The 24657-nt window shown below is 66.7% G+C and carries 23 protein-coding genes; 14 read left to right on the forward strand and 9 right to left on the reverse strand.

Going from position 1 to position 24657, the window contains the following annotated elements:
* The first annotated feature begins 1 nt into the window (after position 1).
* Together ACH2CY_RS10580 and ACH2CY_RS10585 are read left to right on the forward strand one after the other, a co-directional pair.
* Positions 2–1546: a tripartite tricarboxylate transporter permease gene (locus tag ACH2CY_RS10580; RefSeq protein WP_395018808.1), complete on the forward strand. Its 1545-nt coding sequence runs from the start codon at positions 2–4 to the stop codon at positions 1544–1546.
* A 122-nt stretch (positions 1547–1668) separates the two neighbouring features.
* Positions 1669–1842 (forward strand): hypothetical protein, encoded by a 174-nt coding sequence (locus tag ACH2CY_RS10585; protein WP_395018809.1) that lies wholly within the window; start codon positions 1669–1671, stop codon positions 1840–1842.
* Between the two features lie 7 nt (positions 1843–1849).
* Here ACH2CY_RS10585 and ACH2CY_RS10590 read toward each other — a convergent pair whose 3' ends face one another.
* On the reverse strand, positions 1850–2737 hold the full coding sequence (locus ACH2CY_RS10590) for an SMP-30/gluconolactonase/LRE family protein (RefSeq protein ID WP_395018810.1): 888 nt from the start codon (positions 2735–2737) through the stop codon (positions 1850–1852).
* A gap of 117 nt (positions 2738–2854) precedes the next feature.
* Here ACH2CY_RS10590 and gnd point away from each other — a divergent pair, with 117 nt between their 5' ends.
* The 3 genes from gnd to ACH2CY_RS10605 are packed head-to-tail and all read left to right on the forward strand — an operon-like array spanning position 2855 to position 6166.
* Positions 2855–3838: a phosphogluconate dehydrogenase (NAD(+)-dependent, decarboxylating) gene (gene gnd, locus ACH2CY_RS10595; protein ID WP_395018812.1), complete on the forward strand. Its 984-nt coding sequence runs from the start codon at positions 2855–2857 to the stop codon at positions 3836–3838.
* Between the two features lie 8 nt (positions 3839–3846).
* On the forward strand, positions 3847–5424 hold the full coding sequence (gene zwf, locus ACH2CY_RS10600) for a glucose-6-phosphate dehydrogenase (RefSeq protein ID WP_395018813.1): 1578 nt from the start codon (positions 3847–3849) through the stop codon (positions 5422–5424).
* Between the two features lie 22 nt (positions 5425–5446).
* Positions 5447–6166 (forward strand): dienelactone hydrolase family protein, encoded by a 720-nt coding sequence (locus ACH2CY_RS10605; RefSeq protein ID WP_395018814.1) that lies wholly within the window; start codon positions 5447–5449, stop codon positions 6164–6166.
* A gap of 19 nt (positions 6167–6185) precedes the next feature.
* On the opposite strand, the gene rbsK is transcribed toward ACH2CY_RS10605, so the two are convergent.
* Genes rbsK through ACH2CY_RS10620 form a run of 3 tightly spaced genes read right to left on the reverse strand, consistent with a single transcriptional unit; the run spans position 6186 to position 8656 of the window.
* Positions 6186–7112, reverse strand: a complete 927-nt coding sequence (rbsK, locus tag ACH2CY_RS10610) for a ribokinase (RefSeq protein ID WP_395018816.1) — start codon at positions 7110–7112, stop codon at positions 6186–6188.
* A gap of 6 nt (positions 7113–7118) precedes the next feature.
* A complete protein-coding gene (locus tag ACH2CY_RS10615; protein WP_395018818.1) occupies positions 7119–7577 on the reverse strand; it encodes an RbsD/FucU family protein in 459 nt (152 codons plus the stop codon).
* 26 nt (positions 7578–7603) lie between these two features.
* Positions 7604–8656 (reverse strand): ABC transporter ATP-binding protein, encoded by a 1053-nt coding sequence (locus tag ACH2CY_RS10620; protein WP_395018820.1) that lies wholly within the window; start codon positions 8654–8656, stop codon positions 7604–7606.
* A gap of 380 nt (positions 8657–9036) precedes the next feature.
* Here ACH2CY_RS10620 and ACH2CY_RS10625 point away from each other — a divergent pair, with 380 nt between their 5' ends.
* The 4 genes from ACH2CY_RS10625 to ACH2CY_RS10640 all read left to right on the forward strand — a co-directional run bounded on the left by ACH2CY_RS10625 (position 9037) and on the right by ACH2CY_RS10640 (position 13558).
* On the forward strand, positions 9037–10686 hold the full coding sequence (locus ACH2CY_RS10625; protein ID WP_395018822.1) for an extracellular solute-binding protein: 1650 nt from the start codon (positions 9037–9039) through the stop codon (positions 10684–10686).
* Between the two features lie 111 nt (positions 10687–10797).
* Entirely contained in the window at positions 10798–11904 is a 1107-nt protein-coding gene (locus tag ACH2CY_RS10630) for a carbohydrate ABC transporter permease (RefSeq protein ID WP_395018823.1), read from the forward strand.
* On the forward strand, positions 11904–12827 hold the full coding sequence (locus ACH2CY_RS10635) for a carbohydrate ABC transporter permease (protein ID WP_395018825.1): 924 nt from the start codon (positions 11904–11906) through the stop codon (positions 12825–12827). Before ACH2CY_RS10630 ends, ACH2CY_RS10635 begins: the two co-directional genes overlap by 1 nt.
* Before the next feature lie 41 nt (positions 12828–12868).
* Positions 12869–13558, forward strand: coding sequence for a methyltransferase family protein (locus ACH2CY_RS10640; protein WP_395018827.1), 690 nt, complete (start codon positions 12869–12871; stop codon positions 13556–13558).
* Positions 13559–13676: 118 nt separating this feature from the next.
* Here ACH2CY_RS10640 and ACH2CY_RS10645 read toward each other — a convergent pair whose 3' ends face one another.
* Positions 13677–13892 carry a general stress protein gene (locus ACH2CY_RS10645; protein ID WP_395018829.1) on the reverse strand — a complete coding sequence of 72 codons (216 nt, stop codon included), beginning with the start codon at positions 13890–13892 and terminating at the stop codon, positions 13677–13679.
* A 185-nt stretch (positions 13893–14077) separates the two neighbouring features.
* Between ACH2CY_RS10645 and ACH2CY_RS10650 the strand changes: the two genes are divergently transcribed.
* The gene (locus ACH2CY_RS10650; protein WP_395018831.1) at positions 14078–15016 is read left to right on the forward strand and encodes a DUF6328 family protein; all 939 of its coding nucleotides are present in this window, start codon (positions 14078–14080) and stop codon (positions 15014–15016) included.
* Here the strand turns inward: ACH2CY_RS10650 and ACH2CY_RS10655 are convergent.
* Positions 14979–15941 (reverse strand): S1C family serine protease, encoded by a 963-nt coding sequence (locus ACH2CY_RS10655; protein ID WP_395018832.1) that lies wholly within the window; start codon positions 15939–15941, stop codon positions 14979–14981. The two genes, ACH2CY_RS10650 and ACH2CY_RS10655, sit on opposite strands and share 38 nt — an antisense overlap.
* Positions 15942–16063: 122 nt before the next feature.
* Here ACH2CY_RS10655 and ACH2CY_RS10660 point away from each other — a divergent pair, with 122 nt between their 5' ends.
* From ACH2CY_RS10660 to ACH2CY_RS10675, 4 genes are read left to right on the forward strand one after another with little or no spacing between them, the layout of a single operon-like run.
* Positions 16064–16930, forward strand: coding sequence for a nitrilase-related carbon-nitrogen hydrolase (locus tag ACH2CY_RS10660; protein WP_395018834.1), 867 nt, complete (start codon positions 16064–16066; stop codon positions 16928–16930).
* A 60-nt stretch (positions 16931–16990) separates the two neighbouring features.
* Positions 16991–18376, forward strand: coding sequence for a c-type cytochrome (locus ACH2CY_RS10665; protein WP_395018836.1), 1386 nt, complete (start codon positions 16991–16993; stop codon positions 18374–18376).
* A gap of 19 nt (positions 18377–18395) precedes the next feature.
* Positions 18396–18890 (forward strand): (2Fe-2S)-binding protein, encoded by a 495-nt coding sequence (locus tag ACH2CY_RS10670; RefSeq protein WP_395018838.1) that lies wholly within the window; start codon positions 18396–18398, stop codon positions 18888–18890.
* Positions 18890–21094: a molybdopterin cofactor-binding domain-containing protein gene (locus tag ACH2CY_RS10675; RefSeq protein ID WP_395018840.1), complete on the forward strand. Its 2205-nt coding sequence runs from the start codon at positions 18890–18892 to the stop codon at positions 21092–21094. The genes ACH2CY_RS10670 and ACH2CY_RS10675 overlap by 1 nt, the downstream gene beginning before the upstream one ends.
* Here ACH2CY_RS10675 and ACH2CY_RS10680 read toward each other — a convergent pair.
* From ACH2CY_RS10680 to ACH2CY_RS10690, 3 genes are all read right to left on the reverse strand, one after another.
* Positions 21091–21735, reverse strand: a complete 645-nt coding sequence (locus tag ACH2CY_RS10680) for a response regulator (RefSeq protein WP_395018842.1) — start codon at positions 21733–21735, stop codon at positions 21091–21093. The genes ACH2CY_RS10675 and ACH2CY_RS10680 overlap by 4 nt on opposite strands.
* Before the next feature lie 126 nt (positions 21736–21861).
* Positions 21862–22506: a response regulator gene (locus ACH2CY_RS10685; protein WP_395018844.1), complete on the reverse strand. Its 645-nt coding sequence runs from the start codon at positions 22504–22506 to the stop codon at positions 21862–21864.
* 181 nt (positions 22507–22687) lie between these two features.
* Positions 22688–24592, reverse strand: coding sequence for an ATP-binding protein (locus ACH2CY_RS10690; RefSeq protein ID WP_395018845.1), 1905 nt, complete (start codon positions 24590–24592; stop codon positions 22688–22690).
* Between the last annotated feature and the right edge of the window lie 65 nt (positions 24593–24657).

Here is a 24657-nt window from a genome sequence, read left to right on the forward strand (position 1 = left end):
GATGGAAACCTTCGAGCTGCTCTGGCAGGGCTTGCAGACGGCGCTCCAGCCTTCGCACCTGCTGTTCGCGCTGATCGGCGTCACGCTCGGCACCGCGGTCGGCGTGCTGCCGGGCATCGGCCCGGCGCTGACCGTGGCGCTGCTGCTGCCCGTGACCTACAAGCTCGATCCGGCCGGCTCGCTGATCATGTTCGCCGGCATCTACTACGGCGGCATGTATGGCGGCTCGACCACCTCGATCCTGCTGAACACGCCGGGCGAGAGCGCCTCGATCATCACCGCGATCGACGGCAACCAGATGGCCAAGCAGGGCCGCGGCGGGCCGGCGCTGGCCACGGCGGCGATCGGATCGTTCATCGCCGGACTGCTCGCGACCTTGGCTTTGGCGTTCATCGCGCCGTCGGTGGTGGCCTTCGCGCTGAAGTTCGGCCCGTCGGAATATTTCGCGCTGATGCTGCTGGCCTTCATGACCGTCTCGGCGGCGTTCGGCGAATCCACCTTGCGCGGCCTGACCTCGCTGGTGATCGGGTTGACCTTGGGCCTGATCGGCATCGACCAATTGACCGGCCAGGCGCGACTCACTATGGGCGTGCAGAACCTGTTCGACGGCATCTCGGTGACGACCCTGGCCGTGGCCCTCTTCGCGGTCGGCGAGGCGCTGGCCGTGGTGTCGCAGCACCGCATGAGCGACGGCAAGATCGAGGCGATCAAGGGCTCGGCCTGGATGAATCGAACCGACTGGAAGCGGTCCTGGAAATCCTGGCTGCGCGGCACCGCGATCGGCTTTCCGATCGGTGCCATGCCGGCGGGCGGCGCCGATGTCTCGAGCTTCCTCTCCTATTCGGTCGAGAAGCACTTCGCCAAGGACCCGCAGGAATTCGGCGAGGGCGCGATCGAAGGCGTGGCCGGTCCGGAAGCCGCCAACAACGCCTCGGCCGCCGGTACCCTGGTGCCGCTGCTGACCCTCGGCCTGCCGACCACGGCGACGGCGGCGATCATGCTGGCGGGGTTCCAGCAGTTCGGGCTGCAGCCGGGGCCGCTGCTCTTCGCCACCAATGCGCCGCTGGTCTGGGGCCTGATCTCCAGCCTGCTGGTCGCGAACCTGATGCTGCTGGTGCTGAACCTGCCGCTGATCGGGCTCTGGGTGAAGCTGCTCACCATCCCGCAGCCCTGGCTCTATGCCGGCATCCTGCTGTTCGCGACCCTGGGCACGATCGGCGCCGATGGCTCGACGGCGATGCTCGGCCCGGTGCCGGTCTCGTTCGGCCTCGGCCTGCTGCTCGCCTTCGGGATTCTCGGCTATGTGCTGCGGCGCTTCCACTACCCGATCGCGCCGGTGGTGGTCGGCCTGATCCTCGGGCCGATGGCGGAGAAGAGCCTGCGCCAGGCCTTGCAAATCAGCCAGGGCGACTGGCTGGCCCTGTTCCATTCCTGGATCGCGATCCTGCTCTGGCTCCTCGCCATTGCGGCGGTGCTGGTGCCGCTCTGGCTAAGGGCGCGCGGCAAGGCCAGGCTGCTGGAGCAGATCGCGACCGACGAGGATTGAAGGCCGCAATCCTCACGCCGTCTTTACAAGACAGCTCCCTGATCCACCTTGAACCTTGAGGGTGCGACATCCCAGCTTATGGGGGTGGCCGCCGATTCCGGTGGCCGTTCACGGAGCATTCCATGCGGTTCATCAAACGCCTCAAAGCCTCCAAACCGGGGCTGGAGGCGCATTACCTGTCGCAATCCCGTCCGGCGACAGGGCTGGCCACGGCACCGGGCATCGCCAACCTCGGCCATTGGGTCGTGCGCCCGGCCAATTCCCGGACCACGACCCGGGTCTGGCGCTTCCGCTAATCCCTGACTAGCGGTCGGCGAATTTGCCGACCGGCACGCCGGCGACCGCGAGGCGCAGCACGGCGAGGCGTCCGGATTGCGGATGCGACGCCGCGTTGCCGTCAGCATGGCTGGTCACGAACATGGTCTTCATGTCCTCGCCGCCGAAACAGGGCATGGTCGCGGCCGGGAACGGCAGCTTGACGGTCGCGAGCAGCTTGCCCTCCGGGCTGAAGCGGTTGAGCACGCCCGCCGAGACGCCGGCGCTCCAATAGCAGCCTTCGACGTCGCAGGCGCCGCCATCGGGACGGCCGGCTTCCTCAGCGATCTCGGCAACGATACGGCGGCGGTTCGACCAGGCGCCGGTCGAAGTCTCGAAGTCATAAGCGTCGATCCAGCGCCCGCGCGAATCCGAATGATACATCACCGTGCCGCCCGGTCCCCAGGCGATGCCGTTGGGGACGGTCATGCCGCTGAGCTTGACCTCCGCCTTGCCGTCGGCGGTGACGCGATAGAGCGTGCCCTGCGCCTCGCGCACCGGCCGGTCGTCCATAGTGCCGACCCAATAGGCGCCGTCCGGCCCGATCTTGCCGTCGTTCAGGCGATTGACCGCCGGCTCATGGTCGAGCGCGACGAGCGGCGTGAGCTTGCCGTCGGCCGTATTGAAGAAATAGACGCTGCGCGCCACGCCGACCACCAGCCGCCCGCTGGCGCAGAGGCCGAACGACCCGACTTTGCCGGGAAAGGTCCAGCGTTCGGTGACGGCGCCTTTCGGGTCGGCCGCGAGAATGAGGCCCTCGGTGATGTCGCACCACAGCAGCCGCCCCTTATCCGCGTCCCAAACAGGGCTTTCGCCCAGCGAATTCTTGTGCGAGCCGAACAAGACGGGGGCGCTGGTCACGACCGAGGCTGTCATCTTTTGTTCCTGACGGATTTGAGGGAGCGCCGACACCTTAGGGCGCGGCGGAAAAATTGCCAGCGCCGATCGCATCGGGCTAACGTGGCACTCATCCCCCTGCAATAAGGATCCTCCATGGAACTCGGCTTGATCGGCCTCGGCAATATGGGCGGCAATATCGCCCGCCGCCTGATGCGCGCCGGACACCAATGCGTGGTGTTCGACACCAAGGCGGAAACCCTCGACGCACTGGCCAAGGAAGGCGCCGTCGGCACCGATTCGCTGGAGGCCCTGGTCAAGGGCCTGAGGCAGAAGCCGCGCGCGGTCTGGGTCATGTTGCCGGCCGGCCAGATCACCGAGGACACCGTCAATCGCCTGGCCGCGCTGATGCAATCCGGCGACATCATCATCGACGGCGGCAATTCCTATTACAAAGACGATCTCCGCCGCGCCACGGCCCTGGCCGAGAAGGGCATCCGCTACATCGACTGCGGCACCTCCGGCGGCGTCTGGGGGCTGGAGCGCGGCTATTGCATGATGATCGGCGGCGAGAAGGACGTGGTTCAGCATCTCGACCCGATCTGGTCGGCGCTGGCGCCGGGTATCGGCGAGGTGCCGCGCACGCTCGGCCGCGAGGGCGAGCCGAGCCAGGCCGAGCGCGGCTATATCCATGCCGGTCCCGCCGGCGCCGGGCATTTCGTGAAGATGATCCACAACGGCATCGAATACGGGATGATGCAGGCCTTCGCCGAGGGCTTCGACATCTTGCGCAACAAGAATTCCAAGGACCTGCCCGAAGCCGAGCGGATGGAGCTGAACCTGGCCGACATTTCCGAGGTCTGGCGGCGCGGCAGCGTGGTGACGTCCTGGCTGCTGGACTTGAGCGCCGCGGCCTTGCTGAAGGACCCGGCGCTCGACGGCTTCTCCGGCTTCGTCCAGGATTCCGGCGAAGGGCGCTGGACCATCGAGGCGGCGATCGAGGAGGCCGTCCCGGCCGAGGTGCTGGCGGCTTCGCTGTTCGCCCGCTTCCGCTCGCGCCAGGAGCATACCTTCGGCGAGAAGCTGCTCTCGGCGATGCGCTTCGGCTTCGGCGGGCATCTCGAACGGCCGAAGAAATAGGCGCCGGCATGAACGAGATGCACCGCAAGCCCGCCGCCCGGGTCGATGCGCCGCCCCGCCGCGTCCCCGATCCCGCCGACCCCTGCACCATGGTGATCTTCGGCGCCGGCGGCGATCTCACCCATCGCCTGCTGATGCCGGCGCTCTACAACCTCGCGCAGACCAAGCTGCTGCCGCAGAACTTCGCGCTGATCGGCCTCGGCACCGGCGACCGCTCGACCGAGAGCTGGCGCGACGATCTCCGCGCCGGATTGGAGCGTGCCCAGAGTCGGATCGGCGAGATCGACGACGCGGTCTGGCACGAGATCGCGCCACGCATGCAGTATCTCCGCGGCGATCTCAACGACTTGGCGCTCTATCAGAAGATCAGTGCCGCGCTCGAGGAGACCGACCGCCGCTACCAGACCGGCGGCAACGCGATCTTCTATCTCGCGGTCGCCGACCGGTTCTTCGCGACCATCGTCGACCGGCTGGGCGAGGCGGGCCTGGTCCACCAGAACCTCGACGGCGACGGCAAGCGCTTCTGGCGCCGCGTCGTCATCGAAAAGCCGTTCGGCAACAGCGTCGAATCCGCCCGCGTGCTCAACGACCACATCCTCAACACCTTGCGCGAGAACCAGGTCTTCCGCATCGACCACTATCTCGGCAAGGAGACGGTGCAGAACATCATGGCGTTCCGCTTCGCCAACGGGTTGTTCGAGCCGATCTGGAATCGCGACCGGGTCGATCACGTGCAGATCACCGCGGCGGAGACCGTGGGAGTCGAGAAGCGCGGCAAGTTCTACGAATCGACCGGCGCCTTGCGCGACATGGTGCCGAACCACGTACTCTCGCTGCTTTCCCTGGTGGCGATGGAACCGCCGGCGCGATTCGATGCCGGCTCGATCCGCAACAAGAAGACCGAGGTCCTGAACGCGATCCGGCCGGTGACCCCGGAACACGCGGTCCGCGCCCAATATGCTGGCGGCACGGTCAACGGCGAGAAGGCGGTCGCCTATCGCCGCGAGCCCGATGTCGCGCCCAACTCGACGGTCGAGACCTATGTGGCGCTTGAGCTCGAGGTCGACAACTGGCGCTGGGCTGGCGTGCCCTTCTACATCCGCACCGGCAAGCATCTCTCCGACCGCAAGACCGAGATCGCGATCCGCTTCAAGCAGGCGCCGGCGGCCCCCTTCGTCGACATGCCGCATTGCGGGCTCCGACCGAACTGGCTGGTGCTCAGGATTCAGCCGGACGAAGGCATCTCGCTGCAATTCGAGGTGAAGCGTCCGGGGCCGGTGGTGGAGCTGGCCGCGGTGAAGATGGACTTCCACTACAACGACTGGTTCCCGCGCGAGCCCAATGTCGGCTACGAGACCCTGCTCTACGACGTGATGATCGGCGACCCGACCCTGTTCATGCGCGCCGACACCGTGGAGCAGGCCTGGCGCATCGTGCAGCCGCTGCTCGACGCCTGGGCGACGGATGAGGGGCCGATCCCGACCTATCCCTCCGGCAGCCAGGGGCCGGCCGCCGCCGATGAACTGCTCGAGCGCAACGGCCATGCCTGGCGACCGGTCGAGCTGCCGCCGGAGTTGCGCGACTGATGATTCCCGCTGGAGAGAGAAGATGCGAACCGAGACCGTGACCTATGAGGCCGACGGCCTTCATTTCAAAAGCGAGCTCTTCGTCGAGGCCGGCACCGAGCCGAAGCCCGGCGTGCTGGTCTTCCCGGAGGCCTTCGGGCTCGGCGACCATGCCCGGCATCGCGCCGAAGGCTTGGCCAAGCTCGGCTATGCGGCGCTGGCCTGCGACATCCACGGCAATGGCCGGCTGGTCCAGGATCTCGGCGAGGCGCTCGGCCTCCTGAAGCCGCTTTACGCCGACACCAGGCGGATGCGGGCGCGCGGCCTCGCCGCCTTGAAGCTGCTGAAAGGCCGCGAAGAGGTCGCCAAGGAGCGCACCGCGTCGATCGGCTTCTGCTTCGGCGGCACCATGTCGCTGGAGCTCGCGCGCTCCGGCGCCGACCTCATGGCCGTGGTCGGCTTCCACAGCGGGCTATCGACCACCGCGCCGAAGAGCGACGCCAAGGCCTATCGCGGCCGGGTGCTGGTCTGCATCGGCGCCGACGATCCCTTCATCAAACCCGAGGAACGCAACGCCTTCGAGGACGAGATGCGCAATGCCGGCGTCGATTGGCAGATGCATCTCTATGGCGGCGTGGTGCACAGCTTCACCAATGTCGAAGCCGACAAGCGCAACAATCCGGCGATGCGCTACTCCGAAGCCGCCGACAAGGCGAGCTGGGCTTCGATGCAGGAACTGTTCACCGCGACCCTGATCGCCTGAGTGTTGATCGCCTGAGCGGCTATTTTCCGGCGGCGAGCACCGCTTCCACTTCCGCCAGGCTCGGCATCGAGGGTGCCGTGCCGGGGCGGGTCACCGAGATGCCGGCGACCGCGCAGCCGAAGCGCACCGCTTCCATCGGCTTCTTGCCGCGCGCGAGAGCGGCGGCGAAACCGCCGTTGAAGGCGTCGCCGGCGCCGGTGGTCTCGACCACGGGCGCCACCTTGTAAGCCGGCACCAGTTCGGAACGGCGCTCGCTGTGCAGCAGGGCCCCGGCCTCGCCGAGCGTGATGATCGCGGCGCCGGCCCCTTTGCGCAGCAGGACATCCGCGGCCTTGCGGGCGTTGTCCACGGAATCCACCTTCATGCCGGTCAGCGCTTCGGTCTCGGTCTCGTTCGGCGTCACGTAGTCACACAGTGAAAAGACCCGGTCGTCGAGCGGCGCCGCGGGCGCGGGGTTGAGGATCGTGGTGACCCCCGCCGCCTTGGCGATTTCCAGCGCGCGCAACGCCGCCGGCAGCGGCTGCTCCAGCTGGGTCACGAACACCGCGGCGGACTTGATGAGGTCGGACCGCGCCTCGATGTCCCGTTCGCTGATCGTGGTCGCCGCACCCGGGCAGACGATGATCGCGTTGTTGCCGGTCGATTCCTCGATGAAGATATAGGCCGCACCGGTGTAGTTGTCGTCCATCTGCGTCACCGCCGGGGTGACGCCGGCCGCCTTCCAGGTGGCGAGCGCCATATCGGCGAAGGGATCCTTGCCGAGCTTGGTGATGAAGCTGACATTGCCGCCGACCTTGGCCGCGGCCACCGCCTGGTTCGAGCCCTTGCCGCCCGGCCCCAGCGCGAAGCTGGTCCCCAGGATGGTCTCGCCCATGCGCGGCGCCCGCGGCGCGCGATAGGCGGTATCGGCGACGAAGACGCCGAGGATGACGATGGAGTCGGACATGTCGGACTAGTACTTCACGTCCGGCGAGATCACACCCTTGGTCAGGATGAAGCAGCCGTAGAAGCGGCGCTCGCCGGTCTGGATCACGGCATAGGCGCCCTTGGCCTTCTCATAGAAGGCGAAGCGCTCGATCCCGACCAGCGGCCAGGATTTGCCCTCGGCCTTGTCGATGGCCTTCTGCACTTCCTTCTGGACCGCCGGGACTTCCTTCGGCTTGCCGACGACTTCCATGCGGCCGGCGGCATCGTCGATGAAGGTATCCAACGGCATCAGCGAGAGCACCGCCGCCGCGGCCTCGGCCGAGGTCGGCGCATCGATCCTGAGCAGCTGGCCTAGCGTGGTCTGGCGCGCGATCGAGTCCGACGGAAAATTGGTGTCCGACAGCACGAGATAGTCGCCATGCCCCATCGCACGCAAGGCATAGAGCACGTCCGCGTTCAGAAGCGGATGGATCCCCTTCAGCATTCGAGAAGTCTCCCCTGTTTGATCTTTTAGACCCGTTGGCCCGACTGGCTGTCGAACAGATGTACCTGCTCGACCCGCGGGCGCAGATGCACGGTCTGGCCCGGCGCGAATTGATGGCGCTCGCGGAACAGAGCGACCACCTCCTCCTCGCCCATGCGCACCACCACCATGGTCTCCGAGCCGGTCGGCTCGACCACGGCGATCTTGGCCGGGAAGCCGTCCTGCGCGAGCTCGAGATGCTCCGGCCGGATGCCATAGACCACCGGCTGGCCCTCGGCGACCGTGTGCTTGCCCGCCACCGGCAGGCGCGTGCCGCCGACATCGATCGAGCCGTCGCCCTTCGCGGCACCTTTCAGGAAATTCATCGCCGGCGAGCCGATGAAGCCGGCGACGAAGAGATTGCGCGGGCTGTCATAGAGCTCGAGCGGCGTGCCGATCTGCTCGATGATGCCGTCATGCATGACCACGATCCGGTCGGCCATGGTCATGGCCTCGATCTGGTCGTGGGTCACGAAGATGGTGGTTGTCTTCAGCCGCTGGTGCAGTTCCTTGATCTCGGTGCGCATCTGCACCCGGAGCTTGGCGTCGAGGTTGGAGAGCGGCTCGTCGAACAGAAACACCTGCGGATCGCGCACGATGGCGCGGCCCATGGCGACGCGCTGGCGCTGGCCGCCGGAAAGCTGGCGCGGATAGCGGGCGAGATAGGGCTTCAGGCCGAGGATGTCGGCCGCCTTCTGCACCCGGTCAGCGACCGTCTTCTGGTCGGTCTTCCGGAGCTTCAGCGCGAAGGCCATGTTGTCGGCGACCGTCATATGCGGGTAGAGCGCGTAGTTCTGAAACACCATCGCGATGTCGCGTTGCGCCGGCGGCAGATGGTTCACCACCCGCTCGCCGATCTGGATCGTGCCGCCGCTGATGGTCTCGAGCCCGGCGATCATCCTGAGCAAGGTCGACTTGCCGCAGCCCGAGGGGCCGACCAGCACCACGAACTCGCCGTCGGCGATGTCGAGGTCCACGCCGTGGATCACATCGACGGCACCGAAGGTCTTCTTCACGCCTCGGATGGTAACCTGGGCCATTCTCGCTCCCCATACGCTAGCGATTGATTTGAAACCTGAACTACCCGACCGCTGGGCTGAAGTCTATCCGGAACCGCCCCAGCCCGTAGCGACTGTGGCGGCCTCCGAATTGGTTCATTTCGCAACTGCGTTAGACGCCCGCGTTCTTTGCCGATGAATAGAGAGTTTATTGACACTCTGCGCAACTGCTTCAATACTCCTTCGGCCGCTTAAACCGATTTTATGGGCCAAAAAGGGCTGGATCGCGAATAACCAGAGCGTTTCGACCGAAGCGCTCGATTTCCGTGTGTGGTCTCGACCCGCGACAAAGACTGGGCGCCCAAAAGCTCGGCGATCTGCGGAACACGAAAACAGAATTTCTTCCGGGGAGGATGACGTCGATGAAAAGCCATATCTATGAACTCGCGATGCAGGCGAGCCGCCGGCAGGTGCTGAAAGGCATGGCCGGGGCAGGCGCCCTCGCCGCCGGCGCCACCACGCTCGGCTCGTTCCCGAAGGATGCGCGCGCCGATTTCCGCGCCGATCTCTTGAAGATTCCGGGCGTCGGCAAGGGCTCGCCCACGGATGCCGACTGGCAGAAAGTCGGCGAGATGTGCCTGCAGGCCACCAAGGATTCGGTCAAGGAAGGCGAGTTCAAGGGCGTCGAGCTGACGTTCATGGGCTTGAACAACCAGAACCAGCACAACTTCCTCTATCGCGGCTTCCTGAAGCCCTGGGAGGCCTATACCGGCGCGAAGATCACCTGGATCGATCTCGCCCAGGCCGATTACAACCCGCGCCTGCAGCAGGCGATCGCGACCGGCACCGTCGATTTCGACATCATCGAGATGGGCGCACCCTTCGAGGGCGACGTCTGCGGCAAGGGTCTCGCCTCGGTCATGCCGGACTGGGTCAAGAAGCAGATCGACATGGATGACTATGTCGATTACCTCAAGGCTCCGGTCGGCACCTGGGACGGCAAGACCTATCGCATCTCCTGCGACGGCGACTGTCACAACTTCAACTACCGCACCGACTACTTCACCGACGCGGATCTGGCGAAGGCCTGGAAGGACGGCGGCGGCGCGGGCGAATGGGGCGTGCCGAAGACCTGGCAGCAGGTCCAGGCGGTCACCAAGTTCCTCAAGGGCAAGCAGGTCGGCGGCCAGGATGCCTTCGGCTATCTCGATCCCTGCAAGGGCTGGGGTGGTTTCGGCTTCTACTTCCTCGGCTCGCGCGCCACGGCTTACGCGAAGCACCCGGAGGACAAGGCCTGGCTGTTCGACGCCGATACGATGAAGCCCCGGATCAACAACCCGGCCTGGGTCCGCGCGATCCAGGACGTGGTCGATGTGCTGCAGTATGAGCCGGCCGACCAGATCAACGCCGATCCCGGCACGACTGCGTTCCAGCAGTTCCTGGCCGGCGTCGGCTCGATGGTATCCTGGTGGGGCGACGTCGGTTCCAACGCCAAGACCAACGACTCCTCGGTCATCGGCGATGTGGTGGGCTTCTCGATCCTGCCCGGCTCGGACGACGTCTACAATTCCAAGACCGGCAAGTGGGACACGCTTGCCAGCGGTCCGAACTACGCCCCCAACATGGCCTATATCGGCTGGGGCGTGTACGTCATGGCCCGCGTGGACAGCGACTCCAAGAAGCAGAAAGCCGCCTGGTCGGCGGCGGCCCATCTCGGCGGCAAGGACTTGTCGTTGTGGTGCGCGGCCTATCCGTCGGGCTTCCAGCCCTACCGCAACAGCCACTTCAACACCGCGGAGTGGGTGGCGGCCGGCTACGACGAAGGCTTCATCACCAGCTATCTCAATTCGGAGAAGGACTCCTACAACCATCCGAATGCCGCGATCGAGCCGCGCATCCCCGGCATCTTCCAGTACTACTCGACCGCCGAGGACGAGCTGCAGAAGATCTTCGCCGGCCAGGTGCCGGTCCAGCAGGGCGCCGACAACATCGCGGCGGCCTGGGAGAAGATCACCGACCAGATCGGCCGCGACAAGCAGCTGGCGCTCTACAAGGCCTCGCTTGGTCTTTAGTTCCCGGCAGTCTTTGTCGATAGAGTGATCGTATCGGCCGGTGGCGCTTGCGGCGTCACCGGCCGATCGTTTATCTAGGCCAGAGCTTTCGCGGCTGATGAGACTTTCTTGATGGCGAGCGCCGAGACCTTCACCGATCCGATTTCGCCCGATCCAATTGGAGGGGGGCGCAAGGCCGCCGGGCGCGCGCTGATCTGGGGTGCCACGCTTCTCCTCGGCCTGGTGGTGGTGCTGCAGGCGCTGGACGCCGCCGGCAGCGGTCCGCTGCAGTTCGAGACCTGGCGCCCCACCCTCTACGCCTACATCGTCTGGGCGGTGGCACTCGGGGCAGCGCAGGTGATGATCCGCGGCGAGGCCGGGCAGCGTGCGCTGTTCGTGCTGCCGGCGGCACTCTACACCGTCGCGGTGGTGATCTTCCCGACCTTCTTCGGCCTCTACATCGCCTTCACCGACTGGAACCTCTCCTCCTTCGAGGGCCGCCGCTTCAACGGCATCGACAACCTGGTCGAGCTGTTCCACGACGCCTTTTACTGGAAGGCGCTCGGCAACATGGTCTTCTACGTCGCCATGGTGCTGGTCGAATACGCGATCGCCTTCGGGCTGGCTTTGCTGCTCAACGCCGAGATCCGCGCCCGCAAGTTCTGGCGCGTCGCCTTCCTGATCCCCTTCATGCTGAGCCCGGTCGCGGTCTCCTGGATGGTCGGCAAATCGCTGATGGAAGTCCGCTTCGGCCCGCTGGCGCGGCTCGCCAAGGAGCTCGGCTGGAGCCAGCCCAACTTCTTCGGCTCGGGCTGGGCCGCGAGCTTCAGCATCGAGGCGCTGGATGCCTGGGTCTCGATCCCCTTCATCATGATCCTGCTGCTGGCCGGGTTGCAGGCGATGCCGAAGGACGTGCAGGAAGCGGCCAGGGTCGACGGCGCGACGCCCTGGCAGTCGTTCTGGAAGATCACCTTCCCGCTGATGCTGCCGGTTTCGGCGACCGCGGTGGTCCTGCGCATCATCTTCAAGCTGAAGCTGGCCGACATCGTCATCAACATGACCTATGGCGGCCCCGGCGGCGCCACCGACACCGTCTCCAGCTACATCTTCCGCCAGTACCGCGACCGCTCGAATGTCGGCTACGGCACCATGCTCGCCATGTTCTACCTGGTCCTGATCATCATCTTCGTGACCCTGCTGCTGAACTTCGTCAGCAAGCATATGAAGAAGGTGACGTGATGACCGCCGCCGAGATGACCTATCAGGGCGCCGCCGAGACCCCGGCCCAACGCAACAGGCGGCTGCTGGGCCGTACCGGCATCTACGCCGCGCTGATCTTCTGGGCCTTCGTCTCGCTGTTCCCGGTCTATTGGACCATCACAACCACCTTGAAGACCGCGCGCGACGTGACCCAGGGCAATATCGTGCCCTGGGTGGATTTCCAGCCGGCCTGGATCGGCTGGCGCTCGCTCGGCCTCTCGCCGGATACCATCGACCAGGTCTCGACCGTGCGCGACGAGTTCCTCGGGCGATTCCTGAACAGCATCATCGCCTCGGTCGGCGCCTCGCTGCTGGCGGTGCTGATCGGCTCGCTCGCCGCTTATGGCTTGAGCCGTTTCCAATACAAATTCCTCTGGATGAAGAACAAGGACATCTCCTTCTTCTTCCTCTCGCAGCTCATCCTGCCGCCGGTCGTGCTCGCCCTCCCCTTCCTGGTCCTCTACAAGGAGCTGGCGCTGCTCGACACCAGGATCGGCATCATCCTGCTTTACACGCTGACCGTGCTGCCGATCGTCATCTGGATCATGCGCGACCAGTTCGACACCATCCCGGTCGAGCTCGACGAAGCGGCGCAGGTCGACGGCCTCTCGGTCTGGGGCGTGTTTTTCCGGATCGTGATGCCGATCGCGCTGCCCGGCATGGTGGCGGCCTTCATCCTGTCGCTGATCCTCTGCTGGAACGAATATTTCTTCGCAGCCCTGCTGACCGGCACCAATGCCAAGACCCTGCCGGTCATGGTCGCCAGCCAGACCGGATCGCAGGGCATCAGCTGGTGGGCAATGGCGGCCCTCGCCACCTCGGCGATCGCGCCGCTGGTGGTGATCGGCATCGTGCTCGAGCGCTACATCATCAAGGGCCTGACCGCCGGCGCCGGCAAGTAGGACTGGACGGCGCCCCCGCGCCCACCCATTTCTTATGAACGATGGCGGTCTCCGACCCCACCCTCGCGGTGCGCGCCTGGCGCCGGCTGCTGGGCTTCATACCCTTCATGGCGGTGCTGGTCTTCCTACCCGCCGGCACGCTTCATTATTGGCAGGGCTGGCTCTATCTCGCGCTGTTCTTCGCCTGCTGCGCCCTCACCACCGCTTCGCTGCTGAAGCGCGATTCCGCCCTCGTGGCGCGGCGCCTCGATGTCGGGCCGCAAGCCGAACGCGAGCCGGCGCAGAAGCGGATCCAGTGGTTCGCGGGCTTGAGCCTCTGCGCGCTCTATATCGTCTCGGGGCTGGATTGGGGCCGGGCCTGGTCCTTCGTGCCGGTGAGCGTCGTGCTGATCGGCGACCTGCTGATGGTGCTCGGCTTCGCGGTCATGTACCGGGTGTTCCGCGAGAACTCCTATGCCGCCGCGACCGTCACCATCACCGAAGGACAGCGGGTGATCGCGAGCGGGCCTTATGCGCGGGTCCGGCACCCGATGTATTCGGGCGTCCTGTTGATGTTTCTCGGCACGCCGCTCGCCCTCGGCTCCTGGTGGGGGCTGGCTGCCTTTATTCCCACCGTGGCGGTGCTGATCGCGCGCCTGCGCGATGAAGAACAGTTCCTGATGCGTAATCTTGCAGGTTATGGTGCGTATCGCGATCGTGTGCGCTTCCGCCTCCTCCCCGGACTCTGGTGACGATCCTCATCATGAAAAACGAAGAGCGGAGAGGATGGGCCTCTCCGCTCTCGCTTTCATTCGCCTCCTGATGTTGACGACAGAGTGGACTCAGATCGTCTGATCGGACGCGTGCGCCCTAGCGCAATCCGCCCTTCCGCCCGGCCTCTGCGGCCCGCTCGCGGTTGAACTTGAAGTTGCCGCCGCTGACCTGGCCGCCTTTATGTCCGGCCTCGGCTGCACGCTGCGGATCGTTGCGGAAGTTGCCGCCACTCTCATGTCCGCCCTTCGCTGCTATTGCGCGTTGCTTGTCTTCATCCATCGAGGCGAAGCCACGTCCTCCTGTCTGCGCCATCCAAACTCTCCTTCACTCGGGTTCTGACAAGCGACGTTGGCCGCCGCTGTCCTTTTCAATGAAGGCCGCCGGTCGTTGTTCCGGAAATTCGGGCAAAAAATGCCGCAATTTCACTGAATAATGTAACAGCGAGACGCACCTTAACGGTGTGAGGAACTCCACCGCGAGGGTGTGATTGGTGCCGCATGAGCATGCAACGGAAGCTGAAGACCGCCCTCGATGAGACCCGGATGCTGATGATGGGCTCGCAGATCCTGTTCGGCTTTCAACTCCAGGCGGTCTTCCACGAAAGATTCCCCGCGCTGGATGACGGCAGGAAGACCCTGACCGCAATCGGCATCCTGTTGATGGCGGTGACGATCGGCGTATTGATCGCCCCTTCCTGCCGGCATCGGCTCCTGGAAAAGGGCGAAGCGAGCCCAACCATGCTGACGATGACCACGCGCTCGTCCGCGCTGGCGCTGCTGCTGTTCGCGGCCAGCCTCGGCTGCGATCTGGTCGTCGTGCTCAGCGCGGATTTCGGCACCGCGATCGGACTCGCCGCGGGCGCGATCATGGTGGCGCTCTCGCTGGCCATCTGGTTCGCCCTGGCTTGGGTGCTGCGGCGCCGACGCAACAAGGAGAAGCCCATGGATCTGCACCGCGAGACCCTCAGCGTTACCACCAAGATCGAGCAAATGCTGACCGAGGCCCGGGTGATCCTGCCGGGCGCGCAGGCCCTGTTCGGCTTCCAGTTGATCGTCATGCTAACCCCGGCCTTCGCCAAGCTACCCGACGGGCCGAAGCTGGCCCATGTCGGCGCTCTGCTCTGCGTCGTGCTGGCGATTATCCTGCTGATGGCACCGGCCGCGATCCATCGCATCTCCTTCGACGGCGAGGATAACCCGCGCATGCTGCATTTCGGTTCCGGCCTGGTGACCGCGGCCTTGCTGCCGCTCAGCCTAGGATTAGCCGGCGACATCATGGTCGCGGTCGGGCAGAGCCTCGGCAATGCCACGCTCGGCATCGCGGCCGGCGGCGGCATCCTCATCCTGCTGTTGGGAATCTGGTATGCTTGGCCGTTGCTGCTGCGGCTGCGCGCCGCCGCTATGCGTCGAGAACCGGCTTCAGCACGACGGTCCTGATCTGTGCGCCATGGATCACGGTGAGCGGCGTACTACTTCCGGCGATCTCGGCGGTCAGCAGCCGATGCAGGTCATCCACCGTGAAGACCGGGCTGCCGGCGAAATCGAGAATGACGTCGCCCTTCGCCAGCCCCGCTTCCGCCGCGGGACCGCCCGACGCGACTTCCAGGATCTGCACGCCTGAGCCTTCGGCGCGGCGCAGCCGACGGGCGAGGCGCGCGTCGAGCATGATGGTCTGGGCGCCGAGCCCCAAGCGGCTGCGGCGCACCCGGCCGTCCTTCATCAGCCGCGTGGTCACGTCGATCGCCGTGTCGATGCCGATTGCGAAGCACAAGCCCTGGGCGCGGCCGATCATCGCCGTGTTGATGCCGACCACCCGGCCGTTGCCGTCGGCCAGCGCGCCGCCGGAATTGCCGGGATTGAGCGGCGCGTCGGTCTGGATCACGCTCTCGATCAGCCGCCCGCTGGGCGAGCGCAAGGTGCGGCCGAGCGCACTGACGATGCCGGCGGTGACCGTCGCCTGGAAGCCCAGCGGATTGCCGATCGCGACCACTAGCTGCCCGACCTTCAATCGGCCGGAGCTGCCGAAATCCGCATGCGGCAGGCCGGCGCCCTGCAGGCGCAGCACCGCGAGATCGGTCGCCGGATCGTCGCCGATCAGCTGGGCGTCGAACTGGCGGCCGTCGGTCAGGCTGCCGGAAAGCTTCGCGGCCCCGCTCACCACATGGGAATTGGTCAGCAGGTAGCCGTCCGGCGCGAACAGCACGCCGGAGCCGGTGCCGCCCCGGCCCTTCTCGCCGGCATGCGCCAGGATGTGAACGACCGCGGGCCCGACCGTCTCGAAGGTCCTGGAAACCCGGGCCGAATAGGGGTCCAGTTCCTCATCAGGACGGGACCCGACATGTTCAAATGAATCGTAGGGCATGACGGTTAGATGGGCGTCGAAACGGGCCGCCGCAAGCCCGCACCGGCGCGGGGGCCAGCACTGCACTTGCCGCAACCGCCCGATCGGGCCAAGCTTGCCCCATTCCATTGGGGAGGGAAATCATGACCACCTTGCGCGGCGGCCTCATCCAGATGAGCCTCAAGGCCTCCACCGACCAATCGCCGGAGGAGATCCGCAAGGCGATGCTGGACGCGCATCTGCCGCTGATCGAGGAAGCCGGGAAGAAGGGCGTGCAGGTGCTCTGCTTCCAGGAGGTCTTCACCCAGCCCTATTTCTGCCCGAGCCAGGACGCCAAATGGTATGCCGCGGCCGAGGCGATCCCCGACGGCCCCACGACCCAGCTGATGCAGGAGCTCGCCAAGAAGCACCGGATGGTCATTGTGGTGCCGATCTACGAGGAGGCGATGCCCGGCGTCTATTACAACACCGCCGCGGTGATCGATGCCGACGGCGCTTACCTCGGCAAGACCCGCAAGACCCATATCCCGCAGGTCGCCGGCTTCTGGGAGAAGTTCTTCTTCAAGCCCGGCAACACCGAATACCCGGTCTACAAGACCCGCTACTGCAAGCTCGGTGTCTATATCTGCTACGATCGGCATTTCCCCGAAGGCTGGCGCGCCCTCGCCCTCAACGGCGCCGAGTACATCGTCAATCCGTCCGCGACGGTCGCCGGCCTCTCCGAGCATCTCTGGAAGCTGGAGCAGCCGGCCTCGGCGGTGGCCAACGGCTGCTATATCGGCGCGGTCAACCGGGTCGGCAAGGAAGCGCCCTGGAACATCGGCGAGTTCTACGGCCAGAGCTATTTCGTCAACCCGCGCGGCCAGATCGAGGCGATTGCCAGCCGGGACAAGGACGAACTCATCGTCCATGACATGAATTGGGACCTGATCCGCGAGGTCAGGAACACCTGGCAGTTCTTCCGCGACCGCCGGCCGGAGACCTACGGGCCGCTCACCCGGGTCGAGTAATTCACGCCGATCCGGTGAACAAAGCCGGGCCCCGCGGGTTATTGTCGCGGGAGACTTGCCATGCGCCTTGTCCGGGTTCTGCTGGTTCTCGCAGTCCTCTTCATCATCTTCTGCGCCGGTTTCATCGCGCTGACCTGGAAGTCGGAGATCACCCGCATCGCGCGGCCCGACCCCGGCAGCTTCGATCCCGAAAGCGTGAAGCGCGGGGCCGCGCTGGCCGCGGTCGGCAACTGCATCGCCTGTCACACGGTCCCAGGCGGCAAGGCCTTTGCCGGCGGGCTCGCGCTGCCGACGCCGTTCGGCACGATCTACTCGACCAACATCACGCCGGATGAAAAGACCGGCATCGGCAACTGGAGCGAAGAGGCCTTCCGCCGCGCCATGCGCGAAGGCACCGACCGCGACGGCACGCATCTCTATCCCGCCTTTCCCTACGACCACTTCACCCTGGTCACCGACGCGGACAACCGCGCGCTCTATGCCTATCTGATGACGCGCCAGCCGGTGGAAGCCGCCGCGCCGCGCAACGATCTCATCTTTCCCCTGAACATCCGCCCGCTGGTTGCCGCCTGGGATCTGCTGTTCCTGAAACAGGGCCCCTACCGGCCCGATCCGGCGCAGAGCGACGAATGGAACCGCGGCGCCTACCTCGCGGAGGGCCTGGGCCATTGCGGCGCCTGTCACACACCGCGCAATCCCCTGGGCGCCGAGCGCCGCGCCGCGGCCTTCGGCGGCGGCACCGCCGAGGGCTGGAACGCCTATGCGATCAATGCGCAGTCGCCGGCGCCGATACCCTGGAACCGCGACAGCCTCGCCTTCTATCTGCGCCACGGCTTCCACCCGGAGCATGGCGTCTCGCGCGGGCCGATGGCGGAAGTGACCGGCAACCTCGCCGGCCTGCCCGACCCGGACGTGGCGGCGATCGCGACCTATGTCGCGAGCGTGATCGGCCCGACCTCGCCCGAGCGCATGCTGCAGGCCGAGGAGCTGCGCAAGAAGGTCGGCGCCGCGCCGCTCGCAGTCGCCATCTCCAGCGACAGCCAGGCGCTGCCGGAAAAACAGCAGGACCGCGGCGCCGCGATCTACCGCTCGGCCTGCGCCGGCTGCCACGAGGGCCGGCGACCGCTGCCCTTCGGCGGCCTGCCCTTCGACTTGAGCACCGCGGTCAATGCACCCGATCCGCAGAACATCATCAACGTGGTGATGTTCGGGCTGCCGCCGGCCGACGGCGAGCTGAGCGCGGTGATGCCGGCCTTCGGCGACACCCTCGGCGATGACGATATCGTCGCCTTGCTCAACCACCTGCGTCGCACCTTCACCAAGCAGTCCGAGTGGACCGGACTCGACTCCCAGGTCGCCAACACCCGCTCCGGCGCGCATACCGTGCGGGTCCGGCCCTCCGATGGAATCGAACGCGGCCCCGCCAATGTCGGATCCGTGGAATAAGTTTGGGGAGTAGATCGCCATGGCCATCAAGCTCAACGTCAACGGCGCCGATCAATCGATCGACAGCGACCCGGACACGCCGCTGCTCTACGTCCTGCGCAACGACCTGAAGCTCAACGGCGCCAAGTTCGGTTGCGGTCTCGGGCAATGCGGCGCCTGCACGGTGATGGTGGACGGCAAGGCGGTGCTCTCCTGCGTGACTCCGGTCATGCTGATGGAAGGCCGCCGGGTCACCACCGTCGAGGGCCTGGGCACGCTCGACCAGCCGGGGCCGATGCAGCAGGCCTTCATCGAGGAGCAGGCGGCGCAGTGCGGCTATTGCATTCCCGGCATGATGATGCGGGCGCAGGCGCTGCTGCAAGCGAGCCCGAATGCCGACGAGCGGGAGATCCGCCAGGCGCTGGAAGTCAATCTCTGCCGCTGCGGCACCCATATGCGGATCCTGCGCGCGATCCACCGTGCCCGCGACCTCATGCAACAGGCCAACAACGCCCGGAACGGGAGCGCCGGCTGATGAACGACCCAATGGTCAATCAACTGTCCCGCCGCAGCCTGCTGGCCGGCACCGGCGCAGTGATCGTCAGCTTCTCGCTCGTCGGGCGCGGAATGGCGCAGGAGGCGCCGAAGCTGCCGGGCAGCCTCGCCAACGACGCGCAGCTTGATTCCTGGATCCGCATCGACGGCGACGGCGCGATCACCGTCTTCACCGGCAAGGCCGAGCTCGGCCAGGGCGTGAAGACGGCGCTGATCCAGGTCGCCGCCGAGGAGCTCGAGGTGGCGCCGGCGGAGATCACCCTGGTCACCGCGGATACCGGCCGCACGCCCAACGAAGGCTACACCGCCGGCAGCCAGTCGATGCCGAACAGCGGCACCGCGATCCGCAACGCCGCGGCGCAGGTGCGCGCGCTTCTCGTCGCCGAAGCGGCGCGGCGGCAGAACGTGGCCCCGGAGACACAGAAGCCTGCCGGGAAGAAGATCGGCCCCTTCACCTATGGCGAGCTCGCGGCCGCGATCAATCTCCACGTCGCGGCCCAGCCCGATGCGCCGCTGAAATCCAACGCCGACTTCAAGGTGATGGGCCGGCCCTTCCCGCGGGCCGACATCCCGGCCAAGGTGACCGGCGGCGTCGCCTATGTGCAGGACCTGCGGCCGGGCGGCATGCTGCATGCGCGGGTGGTGCGCGCCCCCAGCCCCGGCGCGGCGATCGCTTCGCTCGACGCGTCCAAGGTCAAGACGATGCCCGGCGTGAAGGCGGTGGTCCAGGACGGAAACTTCCTGGCGGTGGTTGCGGAAGGCGAGTTCCAGGCGGTGCAGGCGATGCGCGCGCTCGCCGCCGCGGTCCAGTGGAACGAGACCGCCGGCCTGCCGGCGATGAGCGACCTCCCGGCCTTCCTCAAGTCGCTGGAGCGCGAGGTCGGCACCGTCGCCCAGGAAGGCTCGGTGGTGACGCCGGCCGGCGACCGGATCTTCAAGGCGCGCTTCACCCGGCCCTACATGATGCATGGCTCGATCGGTCCCAGCTGCGCGATCGCGGTGATGGACGGCGACATGCTGACCATCTGGTCGCATACCCAGGGCGTCTATCCCGACCGCAAGGCGATCGCCGAGATGCTGGCGCTGCCGCCGGAGAACGTCCGCATCATCCACGCGCAAGGCGCCGGCTGCTACGGCCATAACGGCGCCGACGACGCGGCGGCGGATGCGGCGGTGATCGGGCATGCCCTGCCCGGCCAGCCGATCCGGGTGCAGTGGATGCGCGAGCAGGAGCACGCCAACGAGCCCTACGGTCCGGCGATGCTGATGGAGGTCGAGGCCGCGCTCGCCGCCGACGGCACGATCAGCACCTGGAACCACGACGTCTGGACCAACACCCACTCGACCCGGCCGGGCGGCGCCGGCGCGCTGCTGGCGGGGCGCAGCATCGCCAAGGCCTTCCCGCCGGAGCCGGCCGAGCTCGAGATCTCGCCCGCCGGCAACGGCGACCGCAATGCCAACCCGCTCTACAGCTTCGCCAACCGGCGGATCCTCTGGCATTTCCTGCCGGAGATGCCGCTCCGGGTCTCGGCTTTGCGTTCGCTCGGCGCCTACGCCAATGTCTTCGCGCTGGAAAGCTTCATGGACGACATGGCGCTGCAAGCGAATGCGGACCCAGTCGCCTTCCGCCTGAAGCATCTCGACGACCAGCGCGCGAAAGCGGTGATCGAGGAAGCCGCCGCGAAATTCGGCTGGGCGCAGCGGCAGAAGCTGCCGGGCCAGGGCCATGGCTTCGCCTTCGCCCGCTACAAGAACCACGCCGCCTATCTGGCACTCGCGGTGACCGTCGCGGTCGATCGCGACAGCGGGCATGTCCGGCTGGTGCGCGCGGTCGCCGCGATCGACAGCGGCGAGATCGTCAATCCCGACGGCATCCGCAACCAGACCGAAGGCGGCATCCTGCAGGCGATGAGCTGGACGCTCTACGAGCAGGTCACCTTCGACCAGACGCACATCACCAGCATCGACTGGGCGAGCTACCCGATCTTGAGGTTCGGGAGCGTGCCGGACGCGATCGAGGTCCATATCATCCCGCGCCCCAACGAGCCCTTCCTCGGCACCGGCGAGGCGGCGCAAGGCCCGACCCCGGCGGCGATCCGCAACGCGATCCGCGACGCGAGCGGCGTCAGGCTCTACGACCTGCCGTTCAGCCGCGATCGGGTTCGCGCCGCCATTGGCATCTAGGCCTCGCTCAGCCAGTCGCGGGCGAGGCCGTAGCGGACGATCTCGGCGCGGGTCTTCAGGCCGAGCTTCTCCATCGCGCGCGACTTGTAGCTTTCGATGGTCTTGATGCTCAAGCCCAGGCGCGCCGCCGCTTCCTTGTTGGTATGGCCCTGGGCGGCGAGCTTCAGCACCTCTTCCTCGCGCTCGCTCAGGGCCAGCCCGTCGCCGACCGCGCCCTCGCCCGCTTCCGCCTGCACGAACTTGCCGGCGATCGCCGGATCGACGTAGAGCCCGCCGCCCTGGACCGCGCGGATCGCCCGCACCAGCTCCTCCGCGGCGGAGCGCTTCAGCAAGTAGCCGCGGGCGCCGGCGCCCAGCACTTTCTGCACATAGGCGCGGTCCTCGTGGACGGTGAGAACCAGGATCTTGGCCGCGTCGCGCTCGCCGCCGACGCGCTGGACCAGGTCGAGGCCAGTCAATCCCGGCATCGAGATGTCCATGACGACCACATCCGGTTTCGCATCCAGGATCAGCTTCAGTGCCGCATGGCCGTCGGCGGCCTCGCCGACCAGCTCCATCTCCGGCGCCGCCTGGATCAGCGCCCTCACCCCCGCGAGCACCACCGGGTGATCATCCGCCAGAGCGACGCGGATTCTCGGCATGTTGCTGTCCCGCCTAGAGCTGCCCGGATCATTTAACATCGGAGCCACAGCCGAAGGCAATCCTAGGCTAAAGGCCAGCGCAATCGCCAGCGCGATCAAGAGCTTGGCGCCTGGAGCGCGCCGGTTCTAGGCGTCATCGAGCCAGCCGCGGCTCTTGCCGTAGCGCACAACCTCGGCGCGGGTGCGGAGATCGAGCTTCTCCGCCGCGCGGGCCTTGTAGGTCTCGACCGTCTTCACGCTGATGCCGAGCTTCTCGGCGGCTTCGCGGTTGGTCCAGCCCTGAGCGGCGAGCTTCAGCACCTCTTCCTCGCGCTCGCTGAGCGTGACGCCCGCGGCGGCGGGCTCGGCGGCGTTCTTCCTGGCGCGCACCTTGTCGGCGATCGCGGGATCGATATAGACGCCGCCGGCATGGACCGTGCGGATCGCGCGAATAAGCTCGTCGGCGGCTGAGCGCTTCAGCACATAGCCGCGGGCGCCCGCGCCCAGGAGCTGCTGCACATAGGCGCGGTCCTCCTGGGCGGTCAGCACCAGCACCTTGGTCGCTGCGTGATCCTGCGCGATCCGGTTGGCGAGGGTGATACCGCCCATTTCCGGCATCGAGATGTCGATGATGGCGATATCCGGCGCCTTGGCGTCCAGGACCTGCAGGGCCGCATGCCCGTTGCTCGACTCGCCGGCGACCTCGATATCCGGGGACGCCTCGATCAGCGCTTTCATGCCGGCCAGGACCACCGGGTGATCATCCGCCAAGACGACGCGGATCTTGGCCATGCTAGCTGCCGTTGCAGGCGTTCAAAATCCCACCCTCCCGTCGCGGGGCTGTTCCGCTCCGGCCATAAGGCGAGGAGTCGGTCGTTCCGACGGATCGTGGCGTGAGGATACGGAGCGCCGCGCGCGCAGCGATAGACGGGTGAATCCCGGCCCCGCTGTAGGGGAATTCCTGACGCGCCGCTCAGCCGGATTGGGCAATCGGAATGCGAATATACAGCGTCGTGCCGGCGCCCGGGCTGCTGTCGATCGACAGGCTGCCGCCGACCAGCGCGAGTCGCTCGGCGATTCCGGGCAGGCCGAGCCGGCCCCGGGCCGCCACCGCTTCGACATCGAAGCCGCGGCCGTCGTCCTCGATGATCACCCGCAGCGTGCCGTCACGCAGCTCCAGCACCAGGCTGACCGTGCTGGCGGCGGCGTGTCGCAGCACGTTGGTCAGGCTTTCCTGCACCACGCGATAGACCGTGGTCTCGATGTCGTCGGCAAAGCGCCGGGTGAGATCGCCGGCATGGTAGTCGACGCGGATGCCGAAGCGCTCGCTCCAGTCGCCGGTATAGGTCTCGAGCGCGCGCAGCAGGCCGAGATCGTTGAGCGCGGTCGGCCTGAGCTCCCAGGCGGTGCGGTGCAGGTTGCTGCCGATCTGCGCGGTCAGCGCCTGCAGCCAGCGCAAGGTCGCATGGCCGCGCGCGTCGGCCAGCACCGGCTCCAGGCTCTTCAGGCCGAGCGACAGCCCGGTCAGGTCCTGGCCGGTCTGGTCGTGGAGATCGCGGGTGATCCTGAGGCGCTCCTGCTCCTGCGCGGCGATCATCCGCTGCAGCAAGCGCAGGCGCTCCTCCTCGGCCTCGATCTTCTGCGCCTGCAAGGCGAGTTGTGCAGCCTGGGCGCGCCGCAGCGCCGCCTCGGCGCGCACCGTCGGCGTGATATCGCTGCTGACCCCGCGATAACCGAGGAAGTTGCCCTCGGCGTCGAAGACCGGCTTGCCGCTGGTCGTCACCCAGACATCCGTGCCGTCGGCGCGGGCCGTGCGGTAGCGAAAATCGCGGAACGGCTGATGCGCTGCGAGAATCGCGAAATGGTCCCGCCACTTCTCCGGCTCTTCCTCGATATCGGCGGCGAAGTCCCATCGCCCTTGGCCGATCCGCGTGGCCGGGTTGACGCCCCAATCCGAAAGCGCGTCCGGAACGACGCTGAACCGATGATCGAGGTCGGTTTCCCAGAACCAGTCGAAGGCGGTCTCGGCATAGTCGCGCATGCGCTGCTCGCTGAGCAGGAGCGCGTCCTCGGCGGCCCGGCGCGCGCCGATGTCCGCCTTCAGCTGCGCGTTGGCCTTGCGCAGATCCTCATATGCCTTGCCGAGGTCGGCCGATGCCGCGTTGATCGCCTGGGCCACCTCGTCGAGCTCGTCCGGGGCCGGCGGGGCCTCGCGCTGAAGCCGCAGGGTCTGCAGCGGTTGGTCGACCCGGAAGCCGCGCAGGAAGGCCGCGATCCCCTGCAGATGCCGGGTGATCAGCTGATGCACGATGAACAGGATGAAGGCGGAGACGATGAAGGTCTTGGCGCCCTGGGCGACGCCGACCACCAGCAGCCGCTGGATCAGCTCGTGGCGGACCTCGCTCAAGCTGGCCTCGACGGTGAGCGTGCCGATCTGGCGCTGCGTGCCGCCGACCTGATAAGTGATGGGGAATTCCCGCGTCTTCACGTCGCCGGGATCGTGCTCTCCGGCCTCGATCCGCACCGGGGTCGTGGTCGCGCCGCTCTCGACCACCGCCGCGTGGGTGACGGTCGGCAGGCGCAGGATGCCGTCGAGCTCGGCCTGGATCTGGCGCGCATCGACGTTCCACAGGCCTTCGGCCAGCGCGCCGCTATAGCCGGCGCCGATCTCGTCGAGGCGCGCGTCGATCGCATCGACCCCCCGGCGGTAGTCCAGGTAGAACTCGATCGAGGTCAGCACCAGGGTGACGGCCGAGCTGAACAGCACGACGACGGCGAGCAGGCGGAGCCCGATCCCCGGGCGCGGCCGGAACAGCCGCGACGCCAGGCTGCCGAGCCCGCGACGCGGCTCGGCCTGCTCGACGCTCTTTTCCCGCAAGGCAACCAGCGTCCGTCACTCCCTCGGTCACCTTGGTAATTTTAGACCAAGGGCGGGGTGGATGC

The organism is Dongia sp., assembly GCF_041905885.1.
Lineage (GTDB): Bacteria > Pseudomonadota > Alphaproteobacteria > Dongiales > Dongiaceae > Dongia.

Bases quoted from the DNA above. Each gene is read 5' to 3' on its own strand.
- ACH2CY_RS10650 (WP_395018831.1), top strand. From the start codon at position 14,078: ATGAGCATGCAACGGAAGCTGAAGACCGCCCTCGATGAGACCCGGATG.
- ACH2CY_RS10605 (WP_395018814.1), top strand. From the start codon at position 5,447: ATGCGAACCGAGACCGTGACCTATGAGGCCGACGGCCTTCATTTCAAA.
- ACH2CY_RS10630 (WP_395018823.1), top strand. From the start codon at position 10,798: ATGGCGAGCGCCGAGACCTTCACCGATCCGATTTCGCCCGATCCAATT.
- ACH2CY_RS10640 (WP_395018827.1), top strand. From the start codon at position 12,869: ATGGCGGTCTCCGACCCCACCCTCGCGGTGCGCGCCTGGCGCCGGCTG.
- ACH2CY_RS10680 (WP_395018842.1), bottom strand. From the start codon at position 21,735: ATGCCGAGAATCCGCGTCGCTCTGGCGGATGATCACCCGGTGGTGCTC.
- ACH2CY_RS10615 (WP_395018818.1), bottom strand. From the start codon at position 7,577: ATGCTGAAGGGGATCCATCCGCTTCTGAACGCGGACGTGCTCTATGCC.
- gnd (WP_395018812.1), top strand. From the start codon at position 2,855: ATGGAACTCGGCTTGATCGGCCTCGGCAATATGGGCGGCAATATCGCC.
- ACH2CY_RS10645 (WP_395018829.1), bottom strand. From the start codon at position 13,892: ATGGCGCAGACAGGAGGACGTGGCTTCGCCTCGATGGATGAAGACAAG.
- ACH2CY_RS10670 (WP_395018838.1), top strand. From the start codon at position 18,396: ATGGCCATCAAGCTCAACGTCAACGGCGCCGATCAATCGATCGACAGC.
- ACH2CY_RS10675 (WP_395018840.1), top strand. From the start codon at position 18,890: ATGAACGACCCAATGGTCAATCAACTGTCCCGCCGCAGCCTGCTGGCC.
- ACH2CY_RS10665 (WP_395018836.1), top strand. From the start codon at position 16,991: ATGCGCCTTGTCCGGGTTCTGCTGGTTCTCGCAGTCCTCTTCATCATC.
- ACH2CY_RS10580 (WP_395018808.1), top strand. From the start codon at position 2: ATGGAAACCTTCGAGCTGCTCTGGCAGGGCTTGCAGACGGCGCTCCAG.
- ACH2CY_RS10635 (WP_395018825.1), top strand. From the start codon at position 11,904: ATGACCGCCGCCGAGATGACCTATCAGGGCGCCGCCGAGACCCCGGCC.
- ACH2CY_RS10585 (WP_395018809.1), top strand. From the start codon at position 1,669: ATGCGGTTCATCAAACGCCTCAAAGCCTCCAAACCGGGGCTGGAGGCG.
- ACH2CY_RS10655 (WP_395018832.1), bottom strand. From the start codon at position 15,941: ATGCCCTACGATTCATTTGAACATGTCGGGTCCCGTCCTGATGAGGAA.
- ACH2CY_RS10625 (WP_395018822.1), top strand. From the start codon at position 9,037: ATGAAAAGCCATATCTATGAACTCGCGATGCAGGCGAGCCGCCGGCAG.
- ACH2CY_RS10620 (WP_395018820.1), bottom strand. From the start codon at position 8,656: ATGGCCCAGGTTACCATCCGAGGCGTGAAGAAGACCTTCGGTGCCGTC.
- ACH2CY_RS10685 (WP_395018844.1), bottom strand. From the start codon at position 22,506: ATGGCCAAGATCCGCGTCGTCTTGGCGGATGATCACCCGGTGGTCCTG.
- zwf (WP_395018813.1), top strand. From the start codon at position 3,847: ATGAACGAGATGCACCGCAAGCCCGCCGCCCGGGTCGATGCGCCGCCC.
- ACH2CY_RS10590 (WP_395018810.1), bottom strand. From the start codon at position 2,737: ATGACAGCCTCGGTCGTGACCAGCGCCCCCGTCTTGTTCGGCTCGCAC.
- ACH2CY_RS10660 (WP_395018834.1), top strand. From the start codon at position 16,064: ATGACCACCTTGCGCGGCGGCCTCATCCAGATGAGCCTCAAGGCCTCC.
- rbsK (WP_395018816.1), bottom strand. From the start codon at position 7,112: ATGTCCGACTCCATCGTCATCCTCGGCGTCTTCGTCGCCGATACCGCC.